The sequence below is a fragment of the Streptomyces sp. NPDC002886 genome (genome assembly GCF_042888445.1).
GTDB lineage: Bacteria > Actinomycetota > Actinomycetes > Streptomycetales > Streptomycetaceae > Streptomyces.
Genome location: NZ_JBIAPV010000003.1, coordinates 321848 through 344249, shown reverse-complemented (window position 1 = coordinate 344249; position 22402 = coordinate 321848). Strand labels below are relative to the sequence as shown.

Annotated in this window: 18 protein-coding genes; 9 read left to right on the top strand and 9 right to left on the bottom strand. The window is 70.9% G+C overall.

Annotated features, from left to right (window positions below; translation table 11 throughout):
• Positions 1 to 52: 52 nt before the first annotated feature.
• Complete coding sequence (locus ACFYYB_RS13755; RefSeq protein WP_389435386.1) at positions 53 to 613, top strand: hypothetical protein; 561 nt, start codon at positions 53 to 55, stop codon at positions 611 to 613.
• Here the strand turns inward: ACFYYB_RS13755 and ACFYYB_RS13750 are convergent.
• Entirely contained in the window at positions 546 to 1217 is a 672-nt protein-coding gene (locus ACFYYB_RS13750) for a TetR/AcrR family transcriptional regulator (protein ID WP_389435385.1), read from the bottom strand. The genes ACFYYB_RS13755 and ACFYYB_RS13750 overlap by 68 nt on opposite strands.
• A gap of 284 nt (positions 1218 to 1501) precedes the next feature.
• Here ACFYYB_RS13750 and ACFYYB_RS13745 point away from each other — a divergent pair, with 284 nt between their 5' ends.
• The 4 genes from ACFYYB_RS13745 to ACFYYB_RS13730 all read left to right on the top strand — a co-directional run bounded on the left by ACFYYB_RS13745 (position 1502) and on the right by ACFYYB_RS13730 (position 5740).
• Positions 1502 to 2509 (top strand): tetratricopeptide repeat protein, encoded by a 1008-nt coding sequence (locus tag ACFYYB_RS13745; RefSeq protein WP_389435383.1) that lies wholly within the window; start codon positions 1502 to 1504, stop codon positions 2507 to 2509.
• Positions 2510 to 3114: 605 nt separating this feature from the next.
• A complete protein-coding gene (locus ACFYYB_RS13740) occupies positions 3115 to 3756 on the top strand; it encodes a DUF6230 family protein (RefSeq protein ID WP_389435382.1) in 642 nt (213 codons plus the stop codon).
• Positions 3757 to 3867: 111 nt separating this feature from the next.
• Entirely contained in the window at positions 3868 to 4470 is a 603-nt protein-coding gene (locus tag ACFYYB_RS13735; RefSeq protein WP_389435381.1) for a DUF6114 domain-containing protein, read from the top strand.
• Positions 4460 to 5740 carry a hypothetical protein gene (locus ACFYYB_RS13730; protein ID WP_389435379.1) on the top strand — a complete coding sequence of 427 codons (1281 nt, stop codon included), beginning with the start codon at positions 4460 to 4462 and terminating at the stop codon, positions 5738 to 5740. The genes ACFYYB_RS13735 and ACFYYB_RS13730 overlap by 11 nt, the downstream gene beginning before the upstream one ends.
• Positions 5741 to 5864: 124 nt before the next feature.
• Here the strand turns inward: ACFYYB_RS13730 and pyk are convergent, their stop codons facing one another.
• The 3 genes from pyk to pta all read right to left on the bottom strand — a co-directional run bounded on the left by pyk (position 5865) and on the right by pta (position 10713).
• Positions 5865 to 7295: a pyruvate kinase gene (gene pyk / locus ACFYYB_RS13725; RefSeq protein ID WP_266904344.1), complete on the bottom strand. Its 1431-nt coding sequence runs from the start codon at positions 7293 to 7295 to the stop codon at positions 5865 to 5867.
• A gap of 63 nt (positions 7296 to 7358) precedes the next feature.
• Complete coding sequence (locus tag ACFYYB_RS13720; RefSeq protein WP_389435377.1) at positions 7359 to 8573, bottom strand: acetate/propionate family kinase; 1215 nt, start codon at positions 8571 to 8573, stop codon at positions 7359 to 7361.
• 52 nt (positions 8574 to 8625) lie between these two features.
• Entirely contained in the window at positions 8626 to 10713 is a 2088-nt protein-coding gene (gene pta / locus ACFYYB_RS13715) for a phosphate acetyltransferase (RefSeq protein WP_389435375.1), read from the bottom strand.
• 280 nt (positions 10714 to 10993) lie between these two features.
• Here pta and ACFYYB_RS13710 point away from each other — a divergent pair, with 280 nt between their 5' ends.
• Positions 10994 to 12019, top strand: a complete 1026-nt coding sequence (locus ACFYYB_RS13710) for an ATP-dependent 6-phosphofructokinase (RefSeq protein WP_383952623.1) — start codon at positions 10994 to 10996, stop codon at positions 12017 to 12019.
• 202 nt (positions 12020 to 12221) lie between these two features.
• Here the strand turns inward: ACFYYB_RS13710 and ACFYYB_RS13705 are convergent, their stop codons facing one another.
• On the bottom strand, positions 12222 to 12845 hold the full coding sequence (locus tag ACFYYB_RS13705) for a helix-turn-helix domain-containing protein (protein WP_389436190.1): 624 nt from the start codon (positions 12843 to 12845) through the stop codon (positions 12222 to 12224).
• Positions 12846 to 13140: 295 nt separating this feature from the next.
• Between ACFYYB_RS13705 and ACFYYB_RS13700 the strand changes: the two genes are divergently transcribed.
• Together ACFYYB_RS13700 and ACFYYB_RS13695 are read left to right on the top strand one after the other, a co-directional pair.
• Positions 13141 to 13584: a MerR family transcriptional regulator gene (locus ACFYYB_RS13700; protein WP_389435373.1), complete on the top strand. Its 444-nt coding sequence runs from the start codon at positions 13141 to 13143 to the stop codon at positions 13582 to 13584.
• A gap of 30 nt (positions 13585 to 13614) precedes the next feature.
• Positions 13615 to 13974 carry a thioredoxin family protein gene (locus tag ACFYYB_RS13695; RefSeq protein WP_389435372.1) on the top strand — a complete coding sequence of 120 codons (360 nt, stop codon included), beginning with the start codon at positions 13615 to 13617 and terminating at the stop codon, positions 13972 to 13974.
• Here ACFYYB_RS13695 and glgB read toward each other — a convergent pair.
• The 4 genes from glgB to ACFYYB_RS13675 form a co-directional block, all read right to left on the bottom strand.
• Positions 13952 to 16267, bottom strand: a complete 2316-nt coding sequence (glgB, locus tag ACFYYB_RS13690) for a 1,4-alpha-glucan branching enzyme (RefSeq protein ID WP_389435370.1) — start codon at positions 16265 to 16267, stop codon at positions 13952 to 13954. The genes ACFYYB_RS13695 and glgB overlap by 23 nt on opposite strands.
• Entirely contained in the window at positions 16264 to 17733 is a 1470-nt protein-coding gene (locus tag ACFYYB_RS13685; RefSeq protein ID WP_389435368.1) for a maltokinase, read from the bottom strand. Before ACFYYB_RS13685 ends, glgB begins: the two co-directional genes overlap by 4 nt.
• 152 nt (positions 17734 to 17885) lie before the next feature.
• The gene (gene treS / locus ACFYYB_RS13680) at positions 17886 to 19580 is read right to left on the bottom strand and encodes a maltose alpha-D-glucosyltransferase (RefSeq protein ID WP_389435366.1); all 1695 of its coding nucleotides are present in this window, start codon (positions 19578 to 19580) and stop codon (positions 17886 to 17888) included.
• Complete coding sequence (locus ACFYYB_RS13675; protein ID WP_389435364.1) at positions 19577 to 21571, bottom strand: maltotransferase domain-containing protein; 1995 nt, start codon at positions 21569 to 21571, stop codon at positions 19577 to 19579. The genes treS and ACFYYB_RS13675 overlap by 4 nt, the downstream gene beginning before the upstream one ends.
• A 324-nt stretch (positions 21572 to 21895) precedes the next feature.
• Between ACFYYB_RS13675 and ACFYYB_RS13670 the strand changes: the two genes are divergently transcribed.
• On the top strand, positions 21896 to 22402 hold the full coding sequence (locus tag ACFYYB_RS13670; protein ID WP_389435362.1) for a hypothetical protein: 507 nt from the start codon (positions 21896 to 21898) through the stop codon (positions 22400 to 22402).

Sequence of the window (22402 nt, the reverse complement as noted above, 5' to 3'; positions counted from 1 at the left end):
CCAGTCGGCCCGTCGCCCGTGACGCGCAAGGACACGCCCTAAGGTGGCGGCCATGACAGGCCGCCACCTTCCCGTCCCCGTGTACGGGGTGACCGCCCGCGTGCTCATGCAGACCAACTGCGGGCCGTACGCGTACATCGCTGCCGACTTCGAGCCGCCCGGCCCGGGAGGGCTGACGGAGGTCCTGAACGCCGTACCGGACGAGCGCCGGCTGCCCGAGGTGTACGCCGCCTGCGTGCGGGCGGGCATCGTCCGCGGCCTCGACGGGGTGGCGGCCTCGGTGCTGCTCACCGACGCCCATCTCCACGAGGTGGACGCCTCCGAGTACGGCTACCGGCTCGCCGGGCTCGAGGCCGGGCGGGCGGCCCTGGTGGCCTGCGGGCTGCTGCCGCCGGAGGAGGCCGACAGCCTGCGCTGGGCCGACTGGCCGGGGCGGCCGAGGCCCTGGCCGGGCCACAACCCGCGCTCGGACGCGCTGACCGCGTCGGCCCCGGCCTGGTGCGCGGACTTCCTGCCGCTGTCGGACGGCGGCCGGCCCGCGGTGGTCACGCCGCCGGAGCGGGGCCGGAAGGGCCGGAAGAGCCGACGGGGGAGCCCTGGAGGCCGTACATGAGCAGCGCCGTGAAGGTGGCCACCCACAGCTCGTCCACCGGCTCGGAACTCACGAGCGCGCGGTGCACCACGGTGCCCGCGATCACGTCGAAGATCAGGTCCGTGGTGTGGGCGGCGAGGGACGCGTCCTCCTCGTAGGGGAGTTCGCCCCGGGCCTGCGCGCGTTCGCGCCCCAGTACGACGAGACGTTTCTGCCGGTCCACGATCGCCGACCGGATCCGGTCCCTGAGCGCCTCGTCCCGGGTGGACTCGGCGACGACCGCCATCAGGGCCGTACGGGCCTCCGGGCGCCTCAGCAGCGCCGCGAACTGGAGCACCACGTACTCGATGTCGCCTTCGAGCGAGCCCCGGTCGGGGAGTTCGAGGGAGTCGAAGAGCTCCGCGACGGCGTCCACGACCAGTTCGCTCTTGCCCGACCAGCGCCGGTAGAGGGTGGTCTTCGCGACCCCGGCCCGCGCCGAGACGTCCCCCATCGTCAGCTTCGACCAGCCCAGCTCCACCAGCGCGTCCCGGGTCGCGGCGAGGATCGCGGCGTCCGCCGCCGCGCTGCGCGGGCGTCCGGTGCGACCGGGCGGGCAGGAGGTGTCCGAGCTGGGGTTGCGCATGGCCGAGACCATACCCGCCGGTAGCAGGGCCGATCGGCCCCCCGGCCGTGTGGTTCAGATCACGGCCCGCGGGCGGCCGGGGGGAGTTACGCTACGACTCGTAGCGTAAGAGCGACAACCACGCGAAGAGCTACCGGCGCCAGGTGGGGACCCGGCGCCACAGCAGGACACGGCAGTACACGTCAGGACGCGGCACACAGCAGGTACAGCACGACAGGTACCGCGATCGGTTCGTTTCGGCCGATCTTTTTCGTCGGCGCGCGCACTCGGGGGAGGATGTACGCATGCAGCCCAGAAACATGTCCATGAGCGGCGTCGTCGACCTCGCCGCGGTGAAGGCGGCCGGTGAGGCCAAGGCCAAGGCCGAGCAGGCCCGCGCCGAGGCGGCCCGGAAGGCCGCTCAGGGCGGTGCGCCCGCGCCCGCCGGGGCCGTTCCGCCGTCCGCGCTCGTCTTCGACACCGACGAGACCCGCTTCGAGAGCCACGTCGTCCCGCTCTCGGGCGAGGTTCCGGTCATCCTCGACTTCCGCGCCGAGGGCTTCGAGCAGGGCCGGGAGCTGAGCCTGCTGCTGGAGCGGCTCACCATCGAGGCGAACGGCCGCCTCGCGCTGGCCGCGCTCGACGTCGCGGCCAACCAGAACCTCATCCGCGAGTTCCGCGTCCAGGCCCTCCCGGCCGTGTTCGCCGTGGTCGCCGGCCAGGCGATGCCGCTGTTCCAGGACTTCGTGTCCGAGGGCGAGGTCCGCGGGGTCCTGGCCCAGCTGGTCCAGATCGCCGAGGAGCGCTTCGGGGTCATCGGCGTCGAGGTGGACCCGGGCGCCGAGGGCGCCGCCGGTTCGGGCGCGGACGCCGAGGATGCCGAGGAGCCGGCCGGTCCGTACGACGCGCTGCTCGACGAGGCGATCGAGGCGCTGGACGCCGACGACCTGGACGGGGCGGTGCGCGCCTACAAGAGCGTGCTGGCGGCCGATCCCTCCAACTCCGACGCCAAGCTGGGCCTGGCCCAGACCGAGCTGTTCGTCCGGGTCAAGGACATGAACCCGCAGGCGGTGCGCGCCGCGGCGGCCGAGAACCCGAAGGACCCGGCGGCGCAGATCGCCGCGGCCGACCTGGATCTGGCCGGCGGTCACGTGGCGGACGCCTTCGGGCGGCTGGTCGACACCGTGAAGGTGACGTTCGGTGAGGATCGCGACGCGGTGCGCGTGCGGCTGCTGGAGATGTTCGAAGTGGTCGGCCCGGACAACCCGCTTGTCACCTCGGCCCGTACGGCCCTCGCGCGGGTGCTCTTCTAGCACCTGTTCCCGTACCGGCACCGTACCGGCACAAGACCGGCACACCGCCGGTGATTTGTTGACACGGAGATAAACAGCGGCCGCGCTTTGCCAAAACTTGGCAATCGCGGCCGCTGTTACTCGCAGTAAATCGAACCCCGTGAACTGTCCGGTGTGTTCGCACTTCCGCCGTTCTGTCGTGGCCCTTGGTGACACCCTGTGTTGCGGCCCGGCAGGGGCAGGACTCCCTCAGGTTATCTGGCCGTTACCCGCCAGTAACGAACCCCCTTGTGCCCCGGCCGTGAATGGACCACGATCGGCGACGCTCGGTCCTTCCCGCAGAGCCGCTCATCCGGAGCCGCGGTGGAGGGTCCCCACCGGGCCGGCCGGTGGCAGTGGCACCGGCCGTGGGACAGGGGGGTCTCCGTCACACGGCGGGGCCTGTCCCCCCAGGTTGCGCGAACGCGTGGCCAAGTGGTTGTCGCTCGGGGGTGAACGCCGGTGTACGGACGCGGTTTCGCCGCGGCTCGGCCGCTCGCGCTCCTTCCCGAGGACGTAGCACTTCTCCCATCCCAGGACGGGCACCGCCCGGACCGGAGATGTACGTCCGAGAAGGAGGAACGAACATGATTTCCCAGATTCGTGGCGGGACCAGATGGAAGCGCTTCGCGCTCGTCATGGTGCCGAGCATCGCCGCCACGGCGGCGGTCGGTGTCGGCCTGGCGCAGGGTGCCCTCGCGGCGTCCTTCAGTGTGTCCGGCCAGGACTTCAAGGTCAGTGCCGACTCGCTCGTCGGTAGCGACATGATCCAGTACGGCAGCGTGGCCCAGGGCGCGACCCTGGATTCGGACAAGAAGTCCTACCACCCGGTGATCATCTCTGGCTTCAAGGAAGCCAAGATCACCAACATGTGCCAGTCGCTGGTGACGAAGACGCCGCTCGGCAACATCACCATGCAGCTGCGGACGGGTCACAAGGGCTCGCCCGCCGTCGCGAAGAACATCTACCTCGACGTCGCCGAGCTCGACGCGGACGCCGTCCTCGGCGACCTCGACATCGGTGTCGCGGCTGGTGACGGCTCGCACGCCACCAAGCCGAAGGAGGGCACGCTGGCGGACGGCGCCCTGTTCTCGCAGCGTGCCAAGACGGCCACGCTGACGAACGTGCGCCAGAAGGCCTGGGCGACGACGGCGGGTACCTTCACCCTGCCCGACCTCAACCTGCGCCTGTTCAGCGGTGACAAGCCGTGCTACCAGGACGAGAAGTAGTCCGTCCGGACTCCTGACCGGACGGGCCGGGGGCGACGGCCACCGTCGTCGTCGGCCCGTCCGGGCTCCACATCGTTCTCCGTACCACCCGTTTTCAGGGAGCTGTTGTCCATGAACCCCCAGGCCCCGGTTTACGTGCGCGCCGAAGACGACGCCTGGCTCACGGTGGCGTACTACCACTTCCACGCCTGGAGCGGTCGCCGCCCCTTCTGGGCCGGTCTGGTCACCCTCCTCGGTGGCCTTCCGATCGGCTACATCCCGTACGCGGACGTCCGCCTCGGCAACGTCACCTTCGCGATGGCGACGACGGCCGGCGCCGGCTCACTGATCATCGGCGTCCTGCTGGTCACCCTGGGCCTCGCGCTCTGGTTCCAGCAGGGCATCCGGGTCTTCGCCGGAGTCGCCGCGATCCTGCTGGCGCTGGTGTCCCTGCCGGTGTCGAACCTCGGTGGCTTCGGCGTCGGGTTCATCCTCGCGCTGGTCGGCGGCGCCCTCGCGCTGGCCTGGGTGCCGGGCGGGCCGGTCGAGGCCGTGCAGGCACAGCCCGTGCAGGCACAGGCCGTGGACCTCGGCAAGGACGCGGGAGGTTCGCTGCCGCAGGAGACGCAGCAGACGATCCCCCAGGCCTTCCCGGGACAGCGCGAGACGGAAACGACGGCATACGCGAGCGAGACGACTGCCCACGCCGATGGCGGGAGGAACAGTGCGGGGTGACGAAACGCAACGGAGCGAGGCTCCGGGTGCGGAGTCCCGTGAAAGGAAGGGCCCGCGTCACGCGGCGCCCAGGAAGTCGCTGCTGACCAAGATCCAGATACCTGTCGGCAAGACGATGGCGCTGGCCGCCATGCCGACCGCGGTGTTCGTCGGCATGAGCATGGCGCCGAAGCTGGCGGTGGCCGACGACAAGGAGATCCCCTTCGCGCCCGGACCGTGCGTGACGCGGTCCGACGAGCCCGCGGAATCGGCCTCCCCGTCGGCGAAGACGCCTTCCAAGACGCCTTCCAAGACTCCACGGACGACGCCCGCACCGGGCAAGTCGCCCACCGCGGTGCCTTCGCCGGGCGCCAGCCCCTCGGCCACCAAGCCGGTGGCGAGAACCGCGGAGAAGCCCGCCCAGAAGCCGGGCCTCATGCCGGTGGCGGGCTCCGCGGCCAAGCAGACGAACCCGCTGGACCCGCTCGGCGTCGGTGACGCCGTCAAGGGGCTGGTCGACGCCCTCGGCAGGCCGCTGACGGGAACCCCGTCCGCGCCGGCCCCGACCGCGACCAAGGCCACCGCGCCCAAGACCGCCGCGCCGGACCCGGCCGCGGACGCGATCCGCGACGCCGCCAAGCAGGCCGGCGCCACCGTCTCGGAGCTCTCCGAGGAGGTCAAGGGCACCAAGGCCACCCCGAAGGACGAGACGGGCAAGACGGCCAAGCCGAAGCCGAAGCCGGAGCCGGAAACGGCGACGGAGGGCCCGAAGGACAAGGGCAAGGGCAAGAACGGGAAGGAACCCTTCCCCTGCCCGACCTACGACGCCAAGGCCCTGGCCGACGCCGAACTGGAGCCGGGCATCCCGCTGCTCCCGGACGAGCCCTGGTACCTGGACAGCTCGCTGCTGACCCTCTACGGCCTCGACTACGAGGGCATCGTCGAGGTGAAGACGGCGAGCGGCAAGATCAAGACCGTCCTGAAGTTCACCGCGGACTCCCTGGACATCAAGGACCTCTACCAGACGGTCGGCACCGGCAAGAACGTCGCCCACCTGAAGTCCCGTCCCGGGTCCACCTCGAAGATCCGCGGGGCCAAGGTGACGATGTACACCGAGAGCCTCAAGGGCAACCTCTTCGGTCTGATCCCGATCGAGTTCACCCCGAAGAGCCCGCCGCCCCTGAACGTCCCCTTCGCGTTCTTCACGAACGTCAAGGTCGTCCAGGCCGGCCAGTTCGGCGGCACCCTGACCGTCCCGGGCCTCAAGAACTACATCGGCCCGGCGGAGTAGACCCGTACGTACGGCCTCGCGCGGCCGGACGCACCGAGGGCGGCACCCCGGATCCTCATCGGATCGGGGTGCCGCCCTCGGTCTCTGTGCGGCAGAGTTCCAGCACGGTACGGCGGGTGCGAGATCAGTCGCGGGCGCCGCTGCCCAGGTGGTGGACCCGGACCATGTTGGTGGTGCCGGGGACGCCGGGGGGCGAGCCGGCGGTGATGATCATGGTGTCGCCCTTGTTGTACCGCTTGAGCTTGAGCATCTCCACGTCCACCAGGTCGACCATGGAGTCGGTGTTGTCCACGTGCGGGACGACGTAGGACTCGACGCCCCAGCTCAGCGTGAGCTGGTTGCGGGTGCCCTCGTCCGTGGTGAAGGCCAGGATCGGCTGGTTGGTGCGGTAACGCGACAGGCGGCGGGCGGTGTCACCGGAGTGGGTGAAGGCGACCAGGGCCTTGCCGTCCAGGAAGTCCGCGATCTCGCAGGCCGCGCGGGCGACGGAGCCGCCCTGGGTGCGGGGCTTCTTGCCCGGGACCAGCGGCTGCAGGCCCTTGGACAGGAGCTCCTCCTCGGCCGCCTCGACGATCCTCGACATCGTCTTGACGGTCTCGATCGGGTAGGCGCCGACCGAGGACTCGGCGGACAGCATGACCGCGTCCGCGCCGTCGAGGATCGCGTTGGCGACGTCGGAGGCCTCCGCGCGCGTCGGGCGCGAGTTGGTGATCATCGACTCCATCATCTGGGTCGCGACGATCACCGGCTTGGCGTTGCGGCGGCACATCTCCACGAGGCGCTTCTGCACCATCGGGACCTTCTCGAGCGGGTACTCGACGGCGAGGTCGCCACGGGCGACCATGACCGCGTCGAAGGCCGCGACGACGCCCTCCATGTTGGCGACGGCCTGCGGCTTCTCGACCTTGGCGATGACGGGGACCCGGCGGCCCTCCTCGTCCATGACCTTGTGGACGTCCTTGACGTCGTTGGCGTCACGCACGAAGGAGAGGGCGACCATGTCGCAGCCCATCCGCAGGGCGAAGCGCAGGTCGTCGATGTCCTTTTCCGACAGGGCGGGGACGTTGACGGCGGCACCCGGCAGGTTGATGCCCTTGTGGTCCGAGATGACACCGCCCTCGATGACGATGGTCTTGACCCGGGGGCCCTCGACCTCGGTCACGCGGAGCTCGACGTTGCCGTCGTTGATCAGGACCTGGTCGCCCTTGGAGACGTCGCCCGGCAGACCCTTGTAGGTCGTGCCGCAGATCGACTTGTCACCCGGGACGTCTTCGGTGGTGATGGTGAACTCGTCACCGCGGACGAGCTCGACGGGACCCTCGGCGAAGGTCTCCAGGCGGATCTTCGGGCCCTGGAGGTCGGCGAGGACGCCGACGGCGCGCCCGGTGTCCTCGGAGACCTTCCGGACGCGGTCGTACCGCTCCTGGTGTTCTGCCTGGGAGCCGTGGCTGAAGTTGAATCGGGCCACGTTCATACCGGCCTCTACGAGAGCTTTCAGCTGCTCGTAAGAGTCGACGGCGGGGCCCAGCGTGCAGACGATTTTGGAACGGCGCATGGAGCGGATCCTATCGGTTTGTTTCGTAGCGGAATATTCCACCTGGCGGAAAGTCCAAAGTGACTAGCCGGTAACCAGCGCGTACGTCTGGCTGGCGATCTCCAGTTCCTCGTCCGTCGGGACCACGGCCACCGCCACCCGCGCGTACTCCGCGGACACCAGGCGCGGCTCGGGGGACCGTACCGAGTTGGCCTCCAGGTCGAGGGCCAGGCCCAGTTCGGCCAGACCGGCCAGGGCCATCTCCCGGATTTCGGAGGAGTTCTCGCCCACGCCCGCCGTGAAGGCGACCGCGTCCACCCGTCCGAGTACCGCCGAGTAGGCGCCGATGTACTTCTTCAGACGGTGGATGTACGAGGCCAGCGCCAGCCGCGCGGAGGCGTCGCCCTCCGCCGCCCGCCGCTGGACCTCGCGCATGTCGTTGTCGCCGCACAGACCCAGCAGACCGCTCTTCTTGTTGAGCAGCGAGTCGATCTCGTCGACGGACATGCCCCCGACCCGGGCCAGGTGGAAGACGACCGCGGGGTCCAGATCGCCCGAACGGGTGCCCATGACCAGACCCTCCAGCGGGGTCAGTCCCATGGAGGTCTCCACGCAGACCCCGCCGTGCACGGCCGAGGCCGAGGCGCCGTTGCCCAGGTGGAGCACGATCACGTTCACGTCCTGCTCGGCCTTGCCGAGGAGCCGCGCCGTGGCGCGGGCGACGTAGGCGTGCGAGGTGCCGTGGAACCCGTACCGCCGGATGGAGTACTTGTCGGCCGTCGCGGTGTCGATCGCGTACCGCGCCACGTGCTCCGGCATGGTCGAGTGGAAGGCCGTGTCGAAGACGGCGACCTGCGGCAGGTCGGGGCGCAGCTCCCGCGCCACCTCGATGCCGGTCACGTTCGCCGGGTTGTGCAGCGGGGCGAGCGGGATCAGGGCGCGGATCTCGGCCAGGACGGCGTCGTCGACCAGCGTCGGGTGCGTGAACTTGGTCCCGCCGTGCACCACCCGGTGGCCCACGGCGGCCAGCTCGGGCGAGTCCAGACCCAGCCCGTCGGCGGCGAGCTCCGCCGCGACGGCGCGCAGCGCCGCCCCGTGGTCGGCGATCGGACCGTTCGTCACGCGCTTGCCGCCCGCGGCCCCCGGCCCGGTCAGCGGCTCGTGACTGAGCCGGGAGGTCTCCTCGCCGATGCGCTCCACCAGACCGACCGCCAGGCGGGAGGAGTCCGCCATGTCGAGCAGCTGGTACTTCACCGACGAGGAGCCGGAGTTGAGGACGAGTACGCGCGATGCGGTCACGATGAGGGTCTTTCCTTTGCGGTGGGGGCTCGGGGGCTCGGTGGTGGAGGGCTCAGCCGGCTGTGGGCTGGGGGCGGGACTGCGCCTGGATCGCGGTGATGGCCACGGTGGTGACGATGTCCTGGACCAGAGCGCCGCGCGAGAGGTCGTTCACGGGCTTGCGCAGACCCTGCAGGACCGGACCGACCGCCACGGCGCCGGCCGAGCGCTGCACGGCCTTGTACGTGTTGTTGCCGGTGTTCAGGTCGGGGAAGATCAGCACCGTCGCGCGGCCGGCCACCTCGGACTCGGGCAGCTTGGTCGCGGCGACCGAGGGCTCCACGGCGGCGTCGTACTGGATCGGACCCTCGATCAGCAGGTCGGGACGGTGCGCGCGGACGATCTCGGTGGCCTTGCGGACCTTGTCCACGTCCGCGCCGGAGCCGGAGGTGCCGGTCGAGTACGAGAGCATCGCGATCCGCGGCTCCAGACCGAACGCGGCGGCGGTGGTGGCCGACTGGACGGCGATGTCGGCGAGCTGCTCGGCGTTGGGGTCCGGGTTCACGGCGCAGTCGCCGTACGCGAGGACCTTGTCGGCCAGGCACATGAAGAAGACCGAGGAGACGATGGACGCGTCGGGCTTGGTCTTGATGATCTCGAAGGCCGGGCGGATGGTGGCGGCGGTGGAGTGCACCGAGCCGGAGACCATGCCGTCGGCGAGGCCCTCCTGGACCATCAGGGTGCCGAAGTAGTTCACGTCGGTGACCACGTCGTGGGCCAGTTCGACGGTCATGCCCTTGTGGGCGCGGGCCTTGGCGTAGTACTCGGCGAACCGTTCCCGCAGCGGGGAGGTCGCCGGGTCGATGAGCTGGGCGGCCGAGATGTCGATGCCCAGGTCGGCGGCCTTCTTCAGGATCGCCTGCTCCTCGCCCAGCAGGGTGAGGTCGCAGACCCCGCGGCGCAGCACCACGTCCGCGGCGCGCAGCACGCGCTCCTCGGTGCCCTCGGGGAGGACCACGCGGCGGCGCTCGGCACGGGCCTGCTCCAGCAGCTGGTTCTCGAACATCATCGGCGTGACCCGCTCGGAGCGGGCCACCGAGAGCACCTCGCGCAGCTCGGCGGTGTCCACGTGGCGTTCGAACAGGCCGAGCGCGGTCTCCAGCTTGCGCGGGGTCGCGGAGTTCAGCCGGCTCTGCAGCGAGAAGAGTTCGGCGGCCGTCGGGAAGCTGTTGCCCGCCACCGACACCACCGGGGTGCCCGGAGCCAGCTTGGAGGCCAGCGTCAGGATGTCCTGGCCGGGGCGCTCGTTCAGCGTCAGCAGCACACCGGCGATCGGCGGGGTGCCCGAGGTGTGCGCGGCGAGCGCGCCGATGACCAGGTCGGAGCGGTCCCCGGGGGTGACGACCAGGCAGCCGGGGGTCAGGGCGTTGAGGAAGTTGGGCAGCATGGCCCCGCCGAAGACGAAGTCCACGGCGTCACGGGCCAGTCCGGCCTCGTCGCCGAGGAGCACCTCGCCGCCGAGCGCCCGGGTGATCTGGGCGACCGTCGGGGCGGACAGGTGCTTGTCGTCCGGCAGGACGTAGCAGGGCACGGGGAGCCTGGCGGCGAGGCGCTCGGCTATCACCTCGCGGTCCTCGGCGGCCACCCGGTTGACGACCATCGCGCCCACGTGGCAGCCCAGGGCCTCGTACGCGCGGTAGGCGTTGCGGGTCTCGGCGCGCACGGCCTCGGCCGGGTGCTTGGTGCCGCCCACGACGGGGATGACCAGCGCGCCCAGCTCGTTGGCGAGGCGGGCGTTGAGCGCCAGCTCGTCCGGGAGGTTGGTGTCGGCGTAGTCGGTGCCGAGGACCAGCATGACCTCGTAGTCGCGCGCCACCTTGTGGTAGCGGCCCACGAGCTGGGAGACCAGTTCGTCGGTGCCCTTCTCGGCCAGGATGGCGGAGGCCTCGTGATACTCCATGCCGTACGCCGTGGCGGCGTCCTGCTCGATGCGGTACCGGCCCTTGAGGAGGTCGAACAGCCGGTCGGGCCCGTCGTGCAACAGGGGGCGGTAGACGCCCACCCGGCCTGTCTGGCGGGTGAGGAGCTCCATGATGCCCAGCTCGACGACCTGTCGGCCGTCCCCCCGCTCGATACCCGTCACGTACACGCTGCGCGTCACGCGTGCTCTCCGTCCCAATTCGAGTCGGTTGTCCCATTTAATGTGGGCTTGACCTCTTGACAATACCCCTGTGATTCCGTAGGTCGCCCGCCGGGAGAAGGGCCTGCCGGAGGGGGCCGAAAGGCCCTGTGGGCCCCCCTGGGGCGGAGTGCCACGGAGCGCGCTCCACCCGGAGCCCGTGGAACAATCGGACAGGCTTCACCAATACGCCCTTCATATGTACGACTGTGCGCCCGCACGCGAACAGTCACGTACGACCAGGAGCAGGAGACACAGCACGATGCGTATCGGAGTTCTCACCGCAGGCGGCGACTGTCCGGGCCTGAACGCTGTCATCCGGTCGGTCGTACACCGTGCCGTGGTCGGGCACGGGGACGAGGTCATCGGCTTCGAGGACGGCTTCAAGGGTCTCCTCGACGGCAACTACCGCCCCCTCGACATCAACGCGGTCAGCGGCATCCTCGCCCGTGGCGGCACGATCCTCGGATCGGCCCGCATGGAGCGCGCGCGCCTCCACGAAGCGGCCGAGAACGCCGTGGAGCTGGCCAAGCGCTACGGCATCGACGCCCTGATCCCGATCGGCGGCGAGGGCACCCTGACCGCCGCCCGGATGCTGTCGGACGCCGGCATGCCGGTCGTCGGCGTACCCAAGACCATCGACAACGACATCTCCTCCACCGACCGCACCTTCGGCTTCGACACCGCCGTCATGGTCGCCACGGAGGCCATCGACCGTCTCAAGACCACCGCCGAATCGCACCAGCGCGTCATGGTCGTCGAGGTCATGGGCCGGCACGCGGGCTGGATCGCCCTGGAGTCCGGCATGGCCGGCGGCGCCCACGGGATCTGCCTGCCGGAGCGCCCCTTCGAGGTGGACGCCCTGGTCAAGATGGTGGAGGAACGGTTCGCCCGCGGCAAGAAGTTCGCCGTCATCTGCGTGGCCGAGGGCGCGCACCCCGGCGAGGGCTCCATGCCGTACGAGAAGGGCGCGATCGACCAGTACGGCCACGAGCGCTTCGCCGGCATCGGCAACCGCCTCGCCGTCGAGCTGGAGCGGCGCCTGGGCAAGGAAGCCCGCCCGGTCATCCTCGGTCACGTCCAGCGCGGCGGCACCCCCACCGCCTACGACCGCGTCCTCGCGACCCGCTTCGGCTGGCACGCGGTCGAGGGGGTCCACCGCGGCGACTTCGGCAACATGACCGCCCTGCGCGGCACCGACATCGTCATGGCCCCGCTGGCCGACGCCGTCACCGAGCTGAAGACGGTCCCCGAGGACCGCATGTACGAGGCCGAGTCCGTCTTCTGACGGTCCCGGCCGGGACTTCCGTCCCGAATCCGCCGCCGAACGGCCCGTCCCGCATCACCCCTCCGGGGGCCCGGGGCAGCGGCCACCCGGCCCCCGGGGCGGGACCACCGCCCCGACTTCGGGCGCCGAAAGGCCCCGATCGCGTCCTCGTCCGGACGCGGTCGGGGCCTTTCCCGTAGGGAGCCCGCGGGCGAAATGTGTCCTACGCCGCACCCCCGGCGAGGCTCCAGAACCGCTCCACGATGTCGGTGAGGTACTCGCGTCCCGCATCGCCGTTGCCGGCCTCGCCCCCGCCGCCGCCCCAGCTCAGGGTCGCCACCATCCGCGACTGGTACTCGCCGTGCAGCTGCTCCAGGACCCGCTCCAGGTGCGCCTTGGGCACCGGAAGCAGTTTGGCCAGCGGCTTCCCGTACGCCTGCCAGCGCGTGGTCACCGCGCTGCGGAGCAGCTCGGCCAGCTCCTCGTGCTTGCCGGTCGCCGTCACGAACTGGGCCAGGGTCAGCCCGAGCGCCGTGGCCAGCGCGGCCGACTGCCGCTCGTTGCCCTTCCAGCGGCCGGCGTCCTCCATCTTCTGGTACGCACCCGCCTCCACGCCGACCCGGCGGGCGAGGTCGTCGGCGCCCAGGCCCCGGGCGATGCGGTGCTCCCGCAGGGTGACGGGCTCGGCGAGCAGCTCGCCGGGGGAACACCAGAGCACGCCCGCCAGAGCGGTGAGCTCGGCGGAGGTGGGCGAAATCTCGCCACGCTCCCACGCCATCACCGTCTCGGGAGTGACGATCAGTCCGTACTGGGCCCGCAGGCCATAGGCGACATGACCGGGAGCCATGCCCAGGGCCGCGCGGAGACGACGCGCGGCGGGGGCATTGAAGGGGGGGCTGGAGTGCACATGGCACACCGTAGGAGTGGCCGAGGCGTGGCGACTACAGACCAAACAAACAAGCCCATACCTCGTAGGAACGTCCTATCAAGTTAAGGGCTTTGGACGGTTTTCCCTGCGACTGTCCGGTAATCGGTGTGAGCGGTGATCCACTTCCTAGCGTACGTTTCCGGCCGCCCGCAGCGATAGCCCCGTGCGCGATCCCCTTGCCTTGACGTCGACGTCAAGGATTACCGTCGGGGCCATGCGAATCGGCGAACTGGCGGAGCGTGCGGGCACCAGCACCCGGACGTGTCGCTACTACGAGTCGCGGGGACTGCTGCCCGCGCGGCGCGACGCGAACGGCTACCGCACCTACGACGAGGAAGACCTGCGGCTGCTCCGCCAGATCCGCACGCTCCAGGACTTCGGCTTCGACCTGGAGGAGACCCGCCCGTTCGTGGAATGCCTGCGCGCCGGGCACCCGTCCGGCGACTCCTGCCCGGCCTCGCTCGCCGTCTACCGGCGCAAGCTCACCGAACTGGACGGCCTCATCGGCCGCCTCGGCGAGGTGCGCGACCAGGTCGCGAGCCAGCTCGCCGAAGCCGAGGCCCAGGCCCAGGCCCAGGCCGAGGCCGAGGACGAGACCGGAGCCGAGACCGGTGCCGAGACCGGAGCGACACCGCCCAGATGCGAGATGACCGGCTGATCCGGCCGGTCGCGACGAGAGGGGAAGCACATGATCAAGGCCCACGGCGTGGCCGAAGTGACCGACGCGGACTTCGAGGCGGAGGTGCTCGCCGAGCGCGGCCGGCCCGTCCTGGTGGAGTTCACCGCCGACTGGTGCGGCCCGTGCCGCCAGCTCGCACCCGTCCTGTCCGCCGTCGCCGCGGAAGAGGCCGGCCGCCTCAAGGTCGTGCAGATCGACGCGGACACCAACCCGGAAACGGTGGTGCGCCACGGGGTGCTGTCCATGCCGACCCTGCTCGTCTTCCGCGACGGGGAGCCCGTCCTGCAGCTGGTCGGAGCCCGCGCCAAGCGCAGGCTCCTCCAGGAGCTGGAAGGGGTCCTCGCGGTTACCGCGGGGGCATCGGCCTGAACCAGACCGTGGACAGGGGCGGGAGGGTCAGGCGCAGGCTCGCCGCCCGGCCCTGGGCGGGCACCGGTTCGGGGCGCAGCGGCTGGGTGTGGTGGACGCCGCTGCCGCCGTAGGACTCCAGGTCGGTGTTGAGCACCTCCCGCCACAGCGGAACCTCCTCCGGGACCCCGATCCGGTACCCGTGCCGGACCACCGGCGAGAAGTTCGAGACGCACAGCAGCTGCGAGCCGTCCTGCGCGAAGCGGAGGAAGGCGAAGACGTTGTCCTCGGCCGCGTCCGCCTCCACCCACGCGAAGCCCTCCGGCACGCTGTCCCGCTCCCACAGGGCGGGCGCCGCCCGGTAGGTGCGGTTCAGGTCCCCCACGAGGCTGCGTACGCCCCGGTGGTCACCGGCCGCCGCGTACGAGGAGTCCAGCAGCCACCAGTCCGGGCCGTACGTCTCGGACCACTCCGAGCCCTGGGCGAACTCCTGCCCCATGAAGAGCAGCTGCTTGCCCGGGTGGGCCCACATGAAGCCCAGGTACGCACGGTGTATGGCCCGCTGCTGCCACCAGTCGCCGGGCATCTTCGACACCAGCGAGGCCTTGCCGTGCACCACCTCGTCGTGGGAGATCGGCAGCACGTAGTTCTCGCTGAACGCGTAGACCATCCCGAAGGTCATGTCGTGGTGGTGGTACTTGCGGTGCACCGGGTCCTTCGAGGCGTACCGCAGGGTGTCGTGCATCCAGCCCATGTTCCACTTCAGGCCGAAGCCGAGCCCGCCCCCGTCGGTGGGCCGCGTGACGCCCGGCCACGCCGTGGACTCCTCGGCGATCGTCACCACGCCCGGGCAGCGCCGGTAGACGGTCGCGTTCATCTCCTGGAGCATCGCCACCGCGTCGAAGTTCTCCCGGCCGCCGTGCTCGTTCGGGGTCCACTCGCCGTCCTTGCGGGAGTAGTCCAGGTAGAGCATCGAGGCCACCGCGTCCACGCGCAGCCCGTCCACGTGGAACTCCTGGCACCAGTACACGGCGTTGGCCACGAGGAAGTTGCGCACCTCCCGGCGCCCGTAGTCGAACTCCAGCGTCCCCCAGTCCGGGTGCGCGGCCCGCTGCGGGTCGTGGTGCTCGTACAGCGGCCGCCCGTCGAACTCGGCGAGCGCCCAGTCGTCGCGCGGGAAGTGCGCCGGCACCCAGTCGACGATCACCCCGATCCCGGCCCGGTGCAGCGAGTCCACGAGGAAGCGGAAGTCGTCCGGGGTGCCCATCCGGGAGGTCGGCGCGTAGAAGCCGGTGACCTGGTAGCCCCAGGAGCCGCCGAAGGGGTGCTCGGCGACCGGCATCAGCTCCACGTGGGTGAAGCCGAGCTCCGTCACGTACGCGGGCAGCTGCTCGGCCAGCTGGCGGTACGAGAGACCGGGCCGCCAGGACGCCAGGTGCAGCTCGTACACGGAGAAGGGGGCTTGGTGCGGCGCGATCTCCCCGCGCCGCGCCATCCAGTCCGCGTCCTGCCAGACGTAGGAGGAGGCCGTCACCACCGAGGCGTTGGCCGGCGGGACCTCGGCGTGCTTGGCCATCGGGTCGGCGCGCAGGGTGTGCGAGCCGTCCGGGCGGGTGATGTCGTACTTGTACAGGGCGCCCTCGCCGACGCCGGGCAGGAACAGCTCCCACACGCCGGTCGCCCCGAGCGAGCGCATCGGGTAGGCGACCGAGTCCCAGTACGAGAAGTCCCCGCTGACCCGCACGCCCTGGGCGTTCGGCGCCCACACCGTGAACCGGGTGCCCGCCACGCCCTGGTGGACCATCGGCTCCGCGCCGAGCGCCGTCCACAGCTCCTCGTGCCGGCCCTCGCCGATCAGGTGCAGGTCGAGCTCGCCGAGCGCGGGCAGGAACCGGTAGGGGTCGTGGACTTCCACCTCGTCGCTGTCGTACGTCACCAGCAGCCGGTAGTCCGGCACCCCGGCCAGCGGCAGCAGCCCGGAGAACAGCCCGTCGCCCTCGTCGAGGAGTTCGGCCCGCAGCCCCTTGGCGACGACGGTGACCGCCTTCGCGTACGGACGCAGCACCCGGAAGGACACCCCGCCCCGCTGGGCGCGGGCTCCGAGCACCCCGTGCGGATCGTGGTGGCGGCCCTCCAGCAGCCGGGCCCGCTCCTCCGCGTCCAGTGCCGGAACCGGCCGGACCCCGCGCGGCGGGGCCGCCCGCCGGGCCCTGGGGGCCCGGGGCTTCTTCACGGGCTCGGCGGCTTCGACCGTGCCGATGGCGGGCTTGGCTTCGTCGCGGACGGTCGGTGACGGCTGTCGTGCGGCGCTCACGCGAGCGGCCTCCTCGGGGGCTTCGGGTGGAGGGTGGGGGATCCTGGGGCGGGGAGCTGCGTGCGGTGCGAGGGCGGACGCTGCGGCTCCGAGAGCCGCCGGATCGCCGCCATCGGCACGTGCAGCCAGTCGGGCCGGTGCCGGGACTCGTAGCGGGCCTCGTACACCGCCTTGTCGGTCTCGTAGGCGCGCAGGAGCACGGGGTCCTCACGCGGGTCCCGGCCGGTGGTGCGGGCGTAGCCCTCGCAGAAGGCGGCCCGGCAGTCGTCCGCCCAGGCGGGGGCGAACGGCCGGTGGGAGCGGGCCGCGTAGTCGAAGGAGCGCAGTATCCCGGCGATGTCCCGCACCGCCGGTTCGGGGCGGCGCCGGTCGGCCAGGGGCCGGGCCGGCTCGCCCTCGAAGTCGATCAGCGCCCAGCTGCCGTCCACGGTGCGCAGGGTCTGGCCCAGGTGCAGGTCCCCGTGGATCCGCTGGGCGGACACCCCCGCCCCGCGGGAGGCGGCCAGCGCGTCGAAGGCTCCGCGCAGCCCCGCCTCGTAGGGCCGCAGGGCCGGCACCTCGCGGGCGGTGGCGGCGAGCCGGGCCGTCATCCCGGCGGCCAGCCGGGCCGTCTGCTCCGGGCCCAGCGCGACGGTGGGCAGGGCTCCGGCCAGCGCGCTGTGCACCTCGGCGGTGGCCCGGCCCAGCGCGTGCGCCTCGGCGGTGAAGTCGGCTCCGGTGCGCAGCCGGTGCAGCGCGAGCTGCCAGCCGTCGTCGGAGCCGCGCAGGTACGGCTGGAGCACGCCCAGGGTCAGCGGTTCGGAGCCGGGCAGCTCGGCCTCGTACCAGGCGACCGGCGCGGGCACCCGGGCGCAGCCGGCGGCGGCCAGGGCGCGGGGCAGCTCCAGGTCGGGATTGACCCCGGGGCCGACCCGTCTGAAGATCTTCAGGATGTACGAATCCCCGTAGATCAGCGAGGAGTTGGTCTGTTCCCCGGACAGCGGCCGGGGGGTGGGGGCCTCGGGGATCACGACGGCCGGGTCCCGGTCGAAGCGGAGCGGGCCCAGGGTGCCGGGGGAGCGCAGCCGCTCCAGCAGCAGCGAGGCGAGCCGCGGATCGCCGAGGCCCTCGTAGACCGACTGGCCGGTGTACGGGCCCTGCTCGGGGTGGCCGATCAGCGCGGGCGCCAGGGCCGGCGGCAGCGGGCTCGGGCGGATCCCGAGCAGGAGCTGGTAGCAGTCCCCGTCCACGTCCAGCAGCAGGTGCAGCAGCCCGGGCGCGGACCCGGGGGGCAGCAGTTCGGCCGCCGAGACGGTCCTGAGCCGTCCGATGGCGCGGCCCTTGCCGGCGAACCATCGCTGCGCGGGCAGCCAGGTCCGCAGCATGGGCTCCAGTGGACCGAGTCCGATCCCGGGCCCGAACCCGGGCCCGATCCCGGTGGCCCGGTCGGCGGTGAGCCGATTCCGGGCGGATGCAGCCTCCGACATGGCGTCGCGTCCTTTCCCCGGGCCGTCAAAGAATGCGCATTGTGTCCCGGATCGCGCTGGTTGCTTCTCCGGTGTGTGCGAGTGTCGGGTCAGGATGATCCGTACAGGGGCGGGCGGTTGACCCATTCGCCGCGCCCGCCCCGGGCCGGCCGCTACTCCGAGCGCAGGCGGAACCAGTAGAAACCGTGGCCCGCCAGCGTCAGCAGGTACGGCCATTCGCCGATCGGCGGGAAGCGGACGTCGCCGGTGAGTTCCACCGGGACCCGTCCGTTGAACGACTGCAGGTCCAGCTCGGTGGGCTGCGCGAAGCGCGAGAAGTTGTGCACGCACAGCACCAGGTCGTCCCCGTATTCACGGAGGAAGGCCAGCACCGCCGGGTTCGTCGACGGCAGTTCGGTGTACGAGCCGAGTCCGAAGGCCGGGTTGGCCTTGCGGACCTCGATCATCCTGCGGGTCCAGTGCAACAGCGAGGACGGTGAGGCCATCGCCGCTTCCACATTGGTCACCTGGTACCCGTGGACCGGGTCCATGATGACCGGCAGGTTGAGCCTGCCCGGATCGCACGAGGAGAAACCGGCGTTGCGATCCGGTGTCCACTGCATCGGCGTGCGCACGCCGTCGCGGTCGCCGAGCCAGATGTTGTCGCCCATGCCGATCTCGTCGCCGTAGTACAGCACCGGCGAACCGGGCAGCGACAGCAGCAGGGCGGTGAACAGCTCCATCTGGTTGCGGTCGTTGTCCAGCAGCGGGGCGAGCCGGCGCCGGATGCCGATGTTGGCCCGCATCCGCGGGTCCTTGGCGTACTCGGCGTACATGTAGTCGCGCTCTTCGTCCGTGACCATTTCGAGGGTGAGCTCGTCGTGGTTGCGCAGGAAGATGCCCCACTGGCAGCGGTCCGGGATCGCCGGGGTCTTGGCCAGGATCTCGGAGACCGGGTAGCGCGACTCTCTTCGCACCGCCATGAAGATGCGCGGCATGACGGGGAAGTGGAACGCCATGTGGCACTCGTCCCCGCCCTTCTCGAAGTCCCCGAAGTAGTCGACGACGTCCTCGGGCCACTGGTTGGCCTCGGCGAGCAGCACGGTGTCCGGGTAGTGCGCGTCGATCTCGGCGCGGACCGCCTTGAGGAGGGTGTGCGTGCGCGGCAGGTTCTCGCAGTTGGTGCCCTCCTCGGCGTACAGGTAGGGCACGGCGTCGAGGCGGAAGCCGTCGATGCCGAGGTCGAGCCAGAAGCGGAGCGCGGAGACGATCTCCTCGACGACCGCCGGGTTCTCGTAGTTGAGGTCCGGCTGGTGGGAGAAGAACCGGTGCCAGTAGTACTGCTTGCGGACCGGGTCGTACGTCCAGTTCGAGGTCTCGGTGTCGACGAAGATGATGCGGGCGTCCTGGAACTGCTTGTCGTTGTCGGCCCACATGTAGTAGTCGCCGTAGGGCCCGTCCGGGTCCTTGCGGGACTGCTGGAACCACTCGTGCTGATCGCTCGTGTGGTTCATGACGAAGTCGATGATCACCCGCATGCCGCGGGTGTGCGCCGCGTCCACGAACTCCACGAAGTCGGCGAGGTCGCCGAATTCGGGCAGCACTGAGGTGTAGTCGGCGACGTCGTAGCCCCCGTCGCGCAGGGGCGAGGCGAAGAACGGCGGGAGCCACAGGCAGTCGACGCCGAGCCACTGGAGGTAGTCCAGCTTCGCGGTGAGCCCCTTGAGGTCACCCACGCCGTCGCCGTTGCTGTCGTGGAAGGACCGTACGAGGACCTCGTAGAAGACCGCCCGCTTGAACCAGTCGGGATCGCGGTCCTTGGCGGGGGTGTCCTCGAAGGTGTCGGGAACGGGATCGTTGATCATCATGAGATGGGTGACCCTCCGGTGGGCGGGGACGGTCGCAGAGCCGCCAGAACGTGCGCGGGCGTGCGGCCCGGTTCCAGGCGCACGTAGTTGGCCCTGCCCCAGTGATAGGTCTCGCCGGTGAGCTCGTCGCGCACAGCGAGGGACCCGTGCCAGTCGAGGCCGAGTACCGGCATGTCCAACGAGACCGTCGCCTCCTGGGTGTGGTGCGGATCGAGGTTGACGACCACCAGTACGGAATTGCTCCCCGCGTGCTTCGAATAGGCGATCACCTGTTCGTTGTCGGTCGGGTGGAAATGAATGTCGCGCAGTTGCTGGAGGGCGGGGTTGCGCCGGCGCAGCCGGTTCAGGGAGGTGATCAGCGGGGCGATGGAGCGGCCCTCGCGGTCGGCGGCGGCCCAGTCGCGCGGGCGCAGCTCGTACTTCTCGGAGTTCAGGTACTCCTCGCTGCCCTCCTTGACCGGGGTGTTCTCGCAGAGCTCGTATCCGGCGTAGACCCCCCACGTGGGGGAGAGCGTGGCGGCGAGGACCGCGCGGACCTCGAAGGCGGGGCGGCCGCCGTGCTGAAGGTAGGCGTGCAGGATGTCCGGGGTGTTGACGAAGAAATTCGGCCGCATGACGGAGGCGGAGCGGGTGTCCGCGAGCTCGGTCAGGTACTCGGTCAGCTCGGCCTTGGTGTTGCGCCAGGTGAAGTACGTGTAGGACTGCTGGAAGCCGACGGCGGCGAGCGCGCGCATCATCGCGGGGCGGGTGAAGGCCTCGGCGAGGAAGATCACGTCGGGGTCGGACTTGTTGATGTCCGCGATCACCTTCTGCCAGAACACCACCGGCTTGGTGTGCGGGTTGTCGACCCGGAAGATGCGGACGCCGTGCTCCATCCAGTGCCGCAGGATCCGCACCGTCTCCTCGACGATGCCGGCCATGTCGGAGTCGAAGTGGATCGGGACGATGTCCTGGTACTTCTTCGGCGGGTTCTCCGCGTACGCGATCGTCCCGTCGGCGCGGTGGCGGAACCACTCCGGGTGCTTCTCCACCCACGGGTGGTCCGGGGAGCACTGCAGGGCGAAGTCGAGCGCCACCTCGATGCGCAGCTCACGGGCCCTGGCGACGAAGGCGTCGAAGTCCTCCAGGGTCCCGAGCTCGGGGTGGACCGCGTCGTGGCCGCCCTCGGTGGAACCGATGGCCCACGGCACGCCCGGATCCCAACTCCCCGCCGACAGCGTGTTGTTCGGGCCCTTGCGGTACGTGCTGCCGATCGGGTGGATCGGCGGCAGGTAGACCACGTCGAAGCCCATCGCGGCGACGGCGGGAAGCCGCTCGGCGGCGGTCCTGAACGTCCCGCTGACCGGAGCCTCGCCGGGCTCCAGCACCGCCCCCTCCGACCGGGGGAACATCTCGTACCAGGAGCCGAAGAGGGCCCGCTTGCGCTCGATCAGCAGCGGCAGCGGCTTGGAGGCCGTCACCAGCTCCCGGAGCGGGCGCTTGGCGAGCAACGCGTCGATCCGGGGGGCGAGGGCGGCGGCGTACCGCTCCGCGACCGGCCGGTCCTCGTCGCGCATCACGTCGGCGGCGGCCAGTACGTGCTCGCGGCCGTCCCGCTTGGGAATCTTCGCGGCGGCCCGCTCGTAGAGCTCGGCGCCCTCCAGCAGGGTGAGACCGGTGTCGATCCCGGCCGGGATCTTCACCGCCGCGTGGGCCCGCCAGGTGCCCACCGGGTCGCTCCACGCCTCGACGGTGTACGTCCACCTCCCCTCGACCTCGGCGGACACCCGCGCCCCCCACCGGTCGGTGCCGGGGGCCAGCTCGGACAGGGGCACGGGAGGCCGCAGCCGCCCGCTCGGATCTCGCATGACGACATGGGCCGCCACGGCGTCGTGTCCCTCGCGGAACACGGTGGCGGAAATCTCGAATACCTCGTCCACGACCGCCTTGGCGGGTCTGACGCCGCAGTCGACGGCGGGGCGGACGTCCAGCACGGGAATGCGACCGATCATGATGGGATCACCTGGGGGCAGTTCGCAGGGCTCGGTGACAACAGGCCAGCCGCCGGGGCAGCTGGTAGTGCACGCTCTGTTCGCTCTGTTTCTAGCCGCTCGGAAGACGGCTGGGCTGCGGGCATGGCCGCTCCTGTCCGCGTTCACTCGGGTGGCGGGGAGGCGGTTCCTGGGTGCGCCGTGCGCTGTACCCGAGGAGCCCTTCCCACTCCAGCCCGGCCCAACCCGGGCGCTCGGTTAACTACTCGTACGTACTGGAACGCGTGCCCGCGCTCGGCGGCCCAACACCCGCCGATGCTCAGTCAACTCGGATGGGACTAACGGATGTTCACACCCCCGCTGTTCCATTACGTGGGACCGCCCGAACTCGCCGAGGCCTTACGGCCCGGAGCGCGCGGGCGGCCCGTCCGCACGGCGGCGGACCTGGAGGGCGACCCGGGCGAGCCGCACACGTACGTGGTGGACACCTCGGGCGCCCTGCGGATCGCCCCGCGCCGCAGCGAGCACGTCGCGTGCGCGGGCGGCGCCCCGGTCCGCGCGGCGGGTGAGATCACCTTCACGCACGACCCGGCGACGGGCTGGACGGCGGCGGAGGTGAGCAACCTGTCCACCGGCTACTGCCCCGACCTGACGGCCTGGCCGGCCGTCGCCGCCGCCCTGGACCGGGCGGGCATCGGGCACCCGGCGGCCTTCACCCACGCGGTGGTCTTCCGCCGGTGCACGTCCTGCGGCGAGTGCAACGTGGTGCGCGACGACTGGTTCGTGTGCGTCTTCTGCGACGGTGAACTGCCGCCGGAATGGAACGTGGGCGCCGGGTCGGGCCCCGCGTGA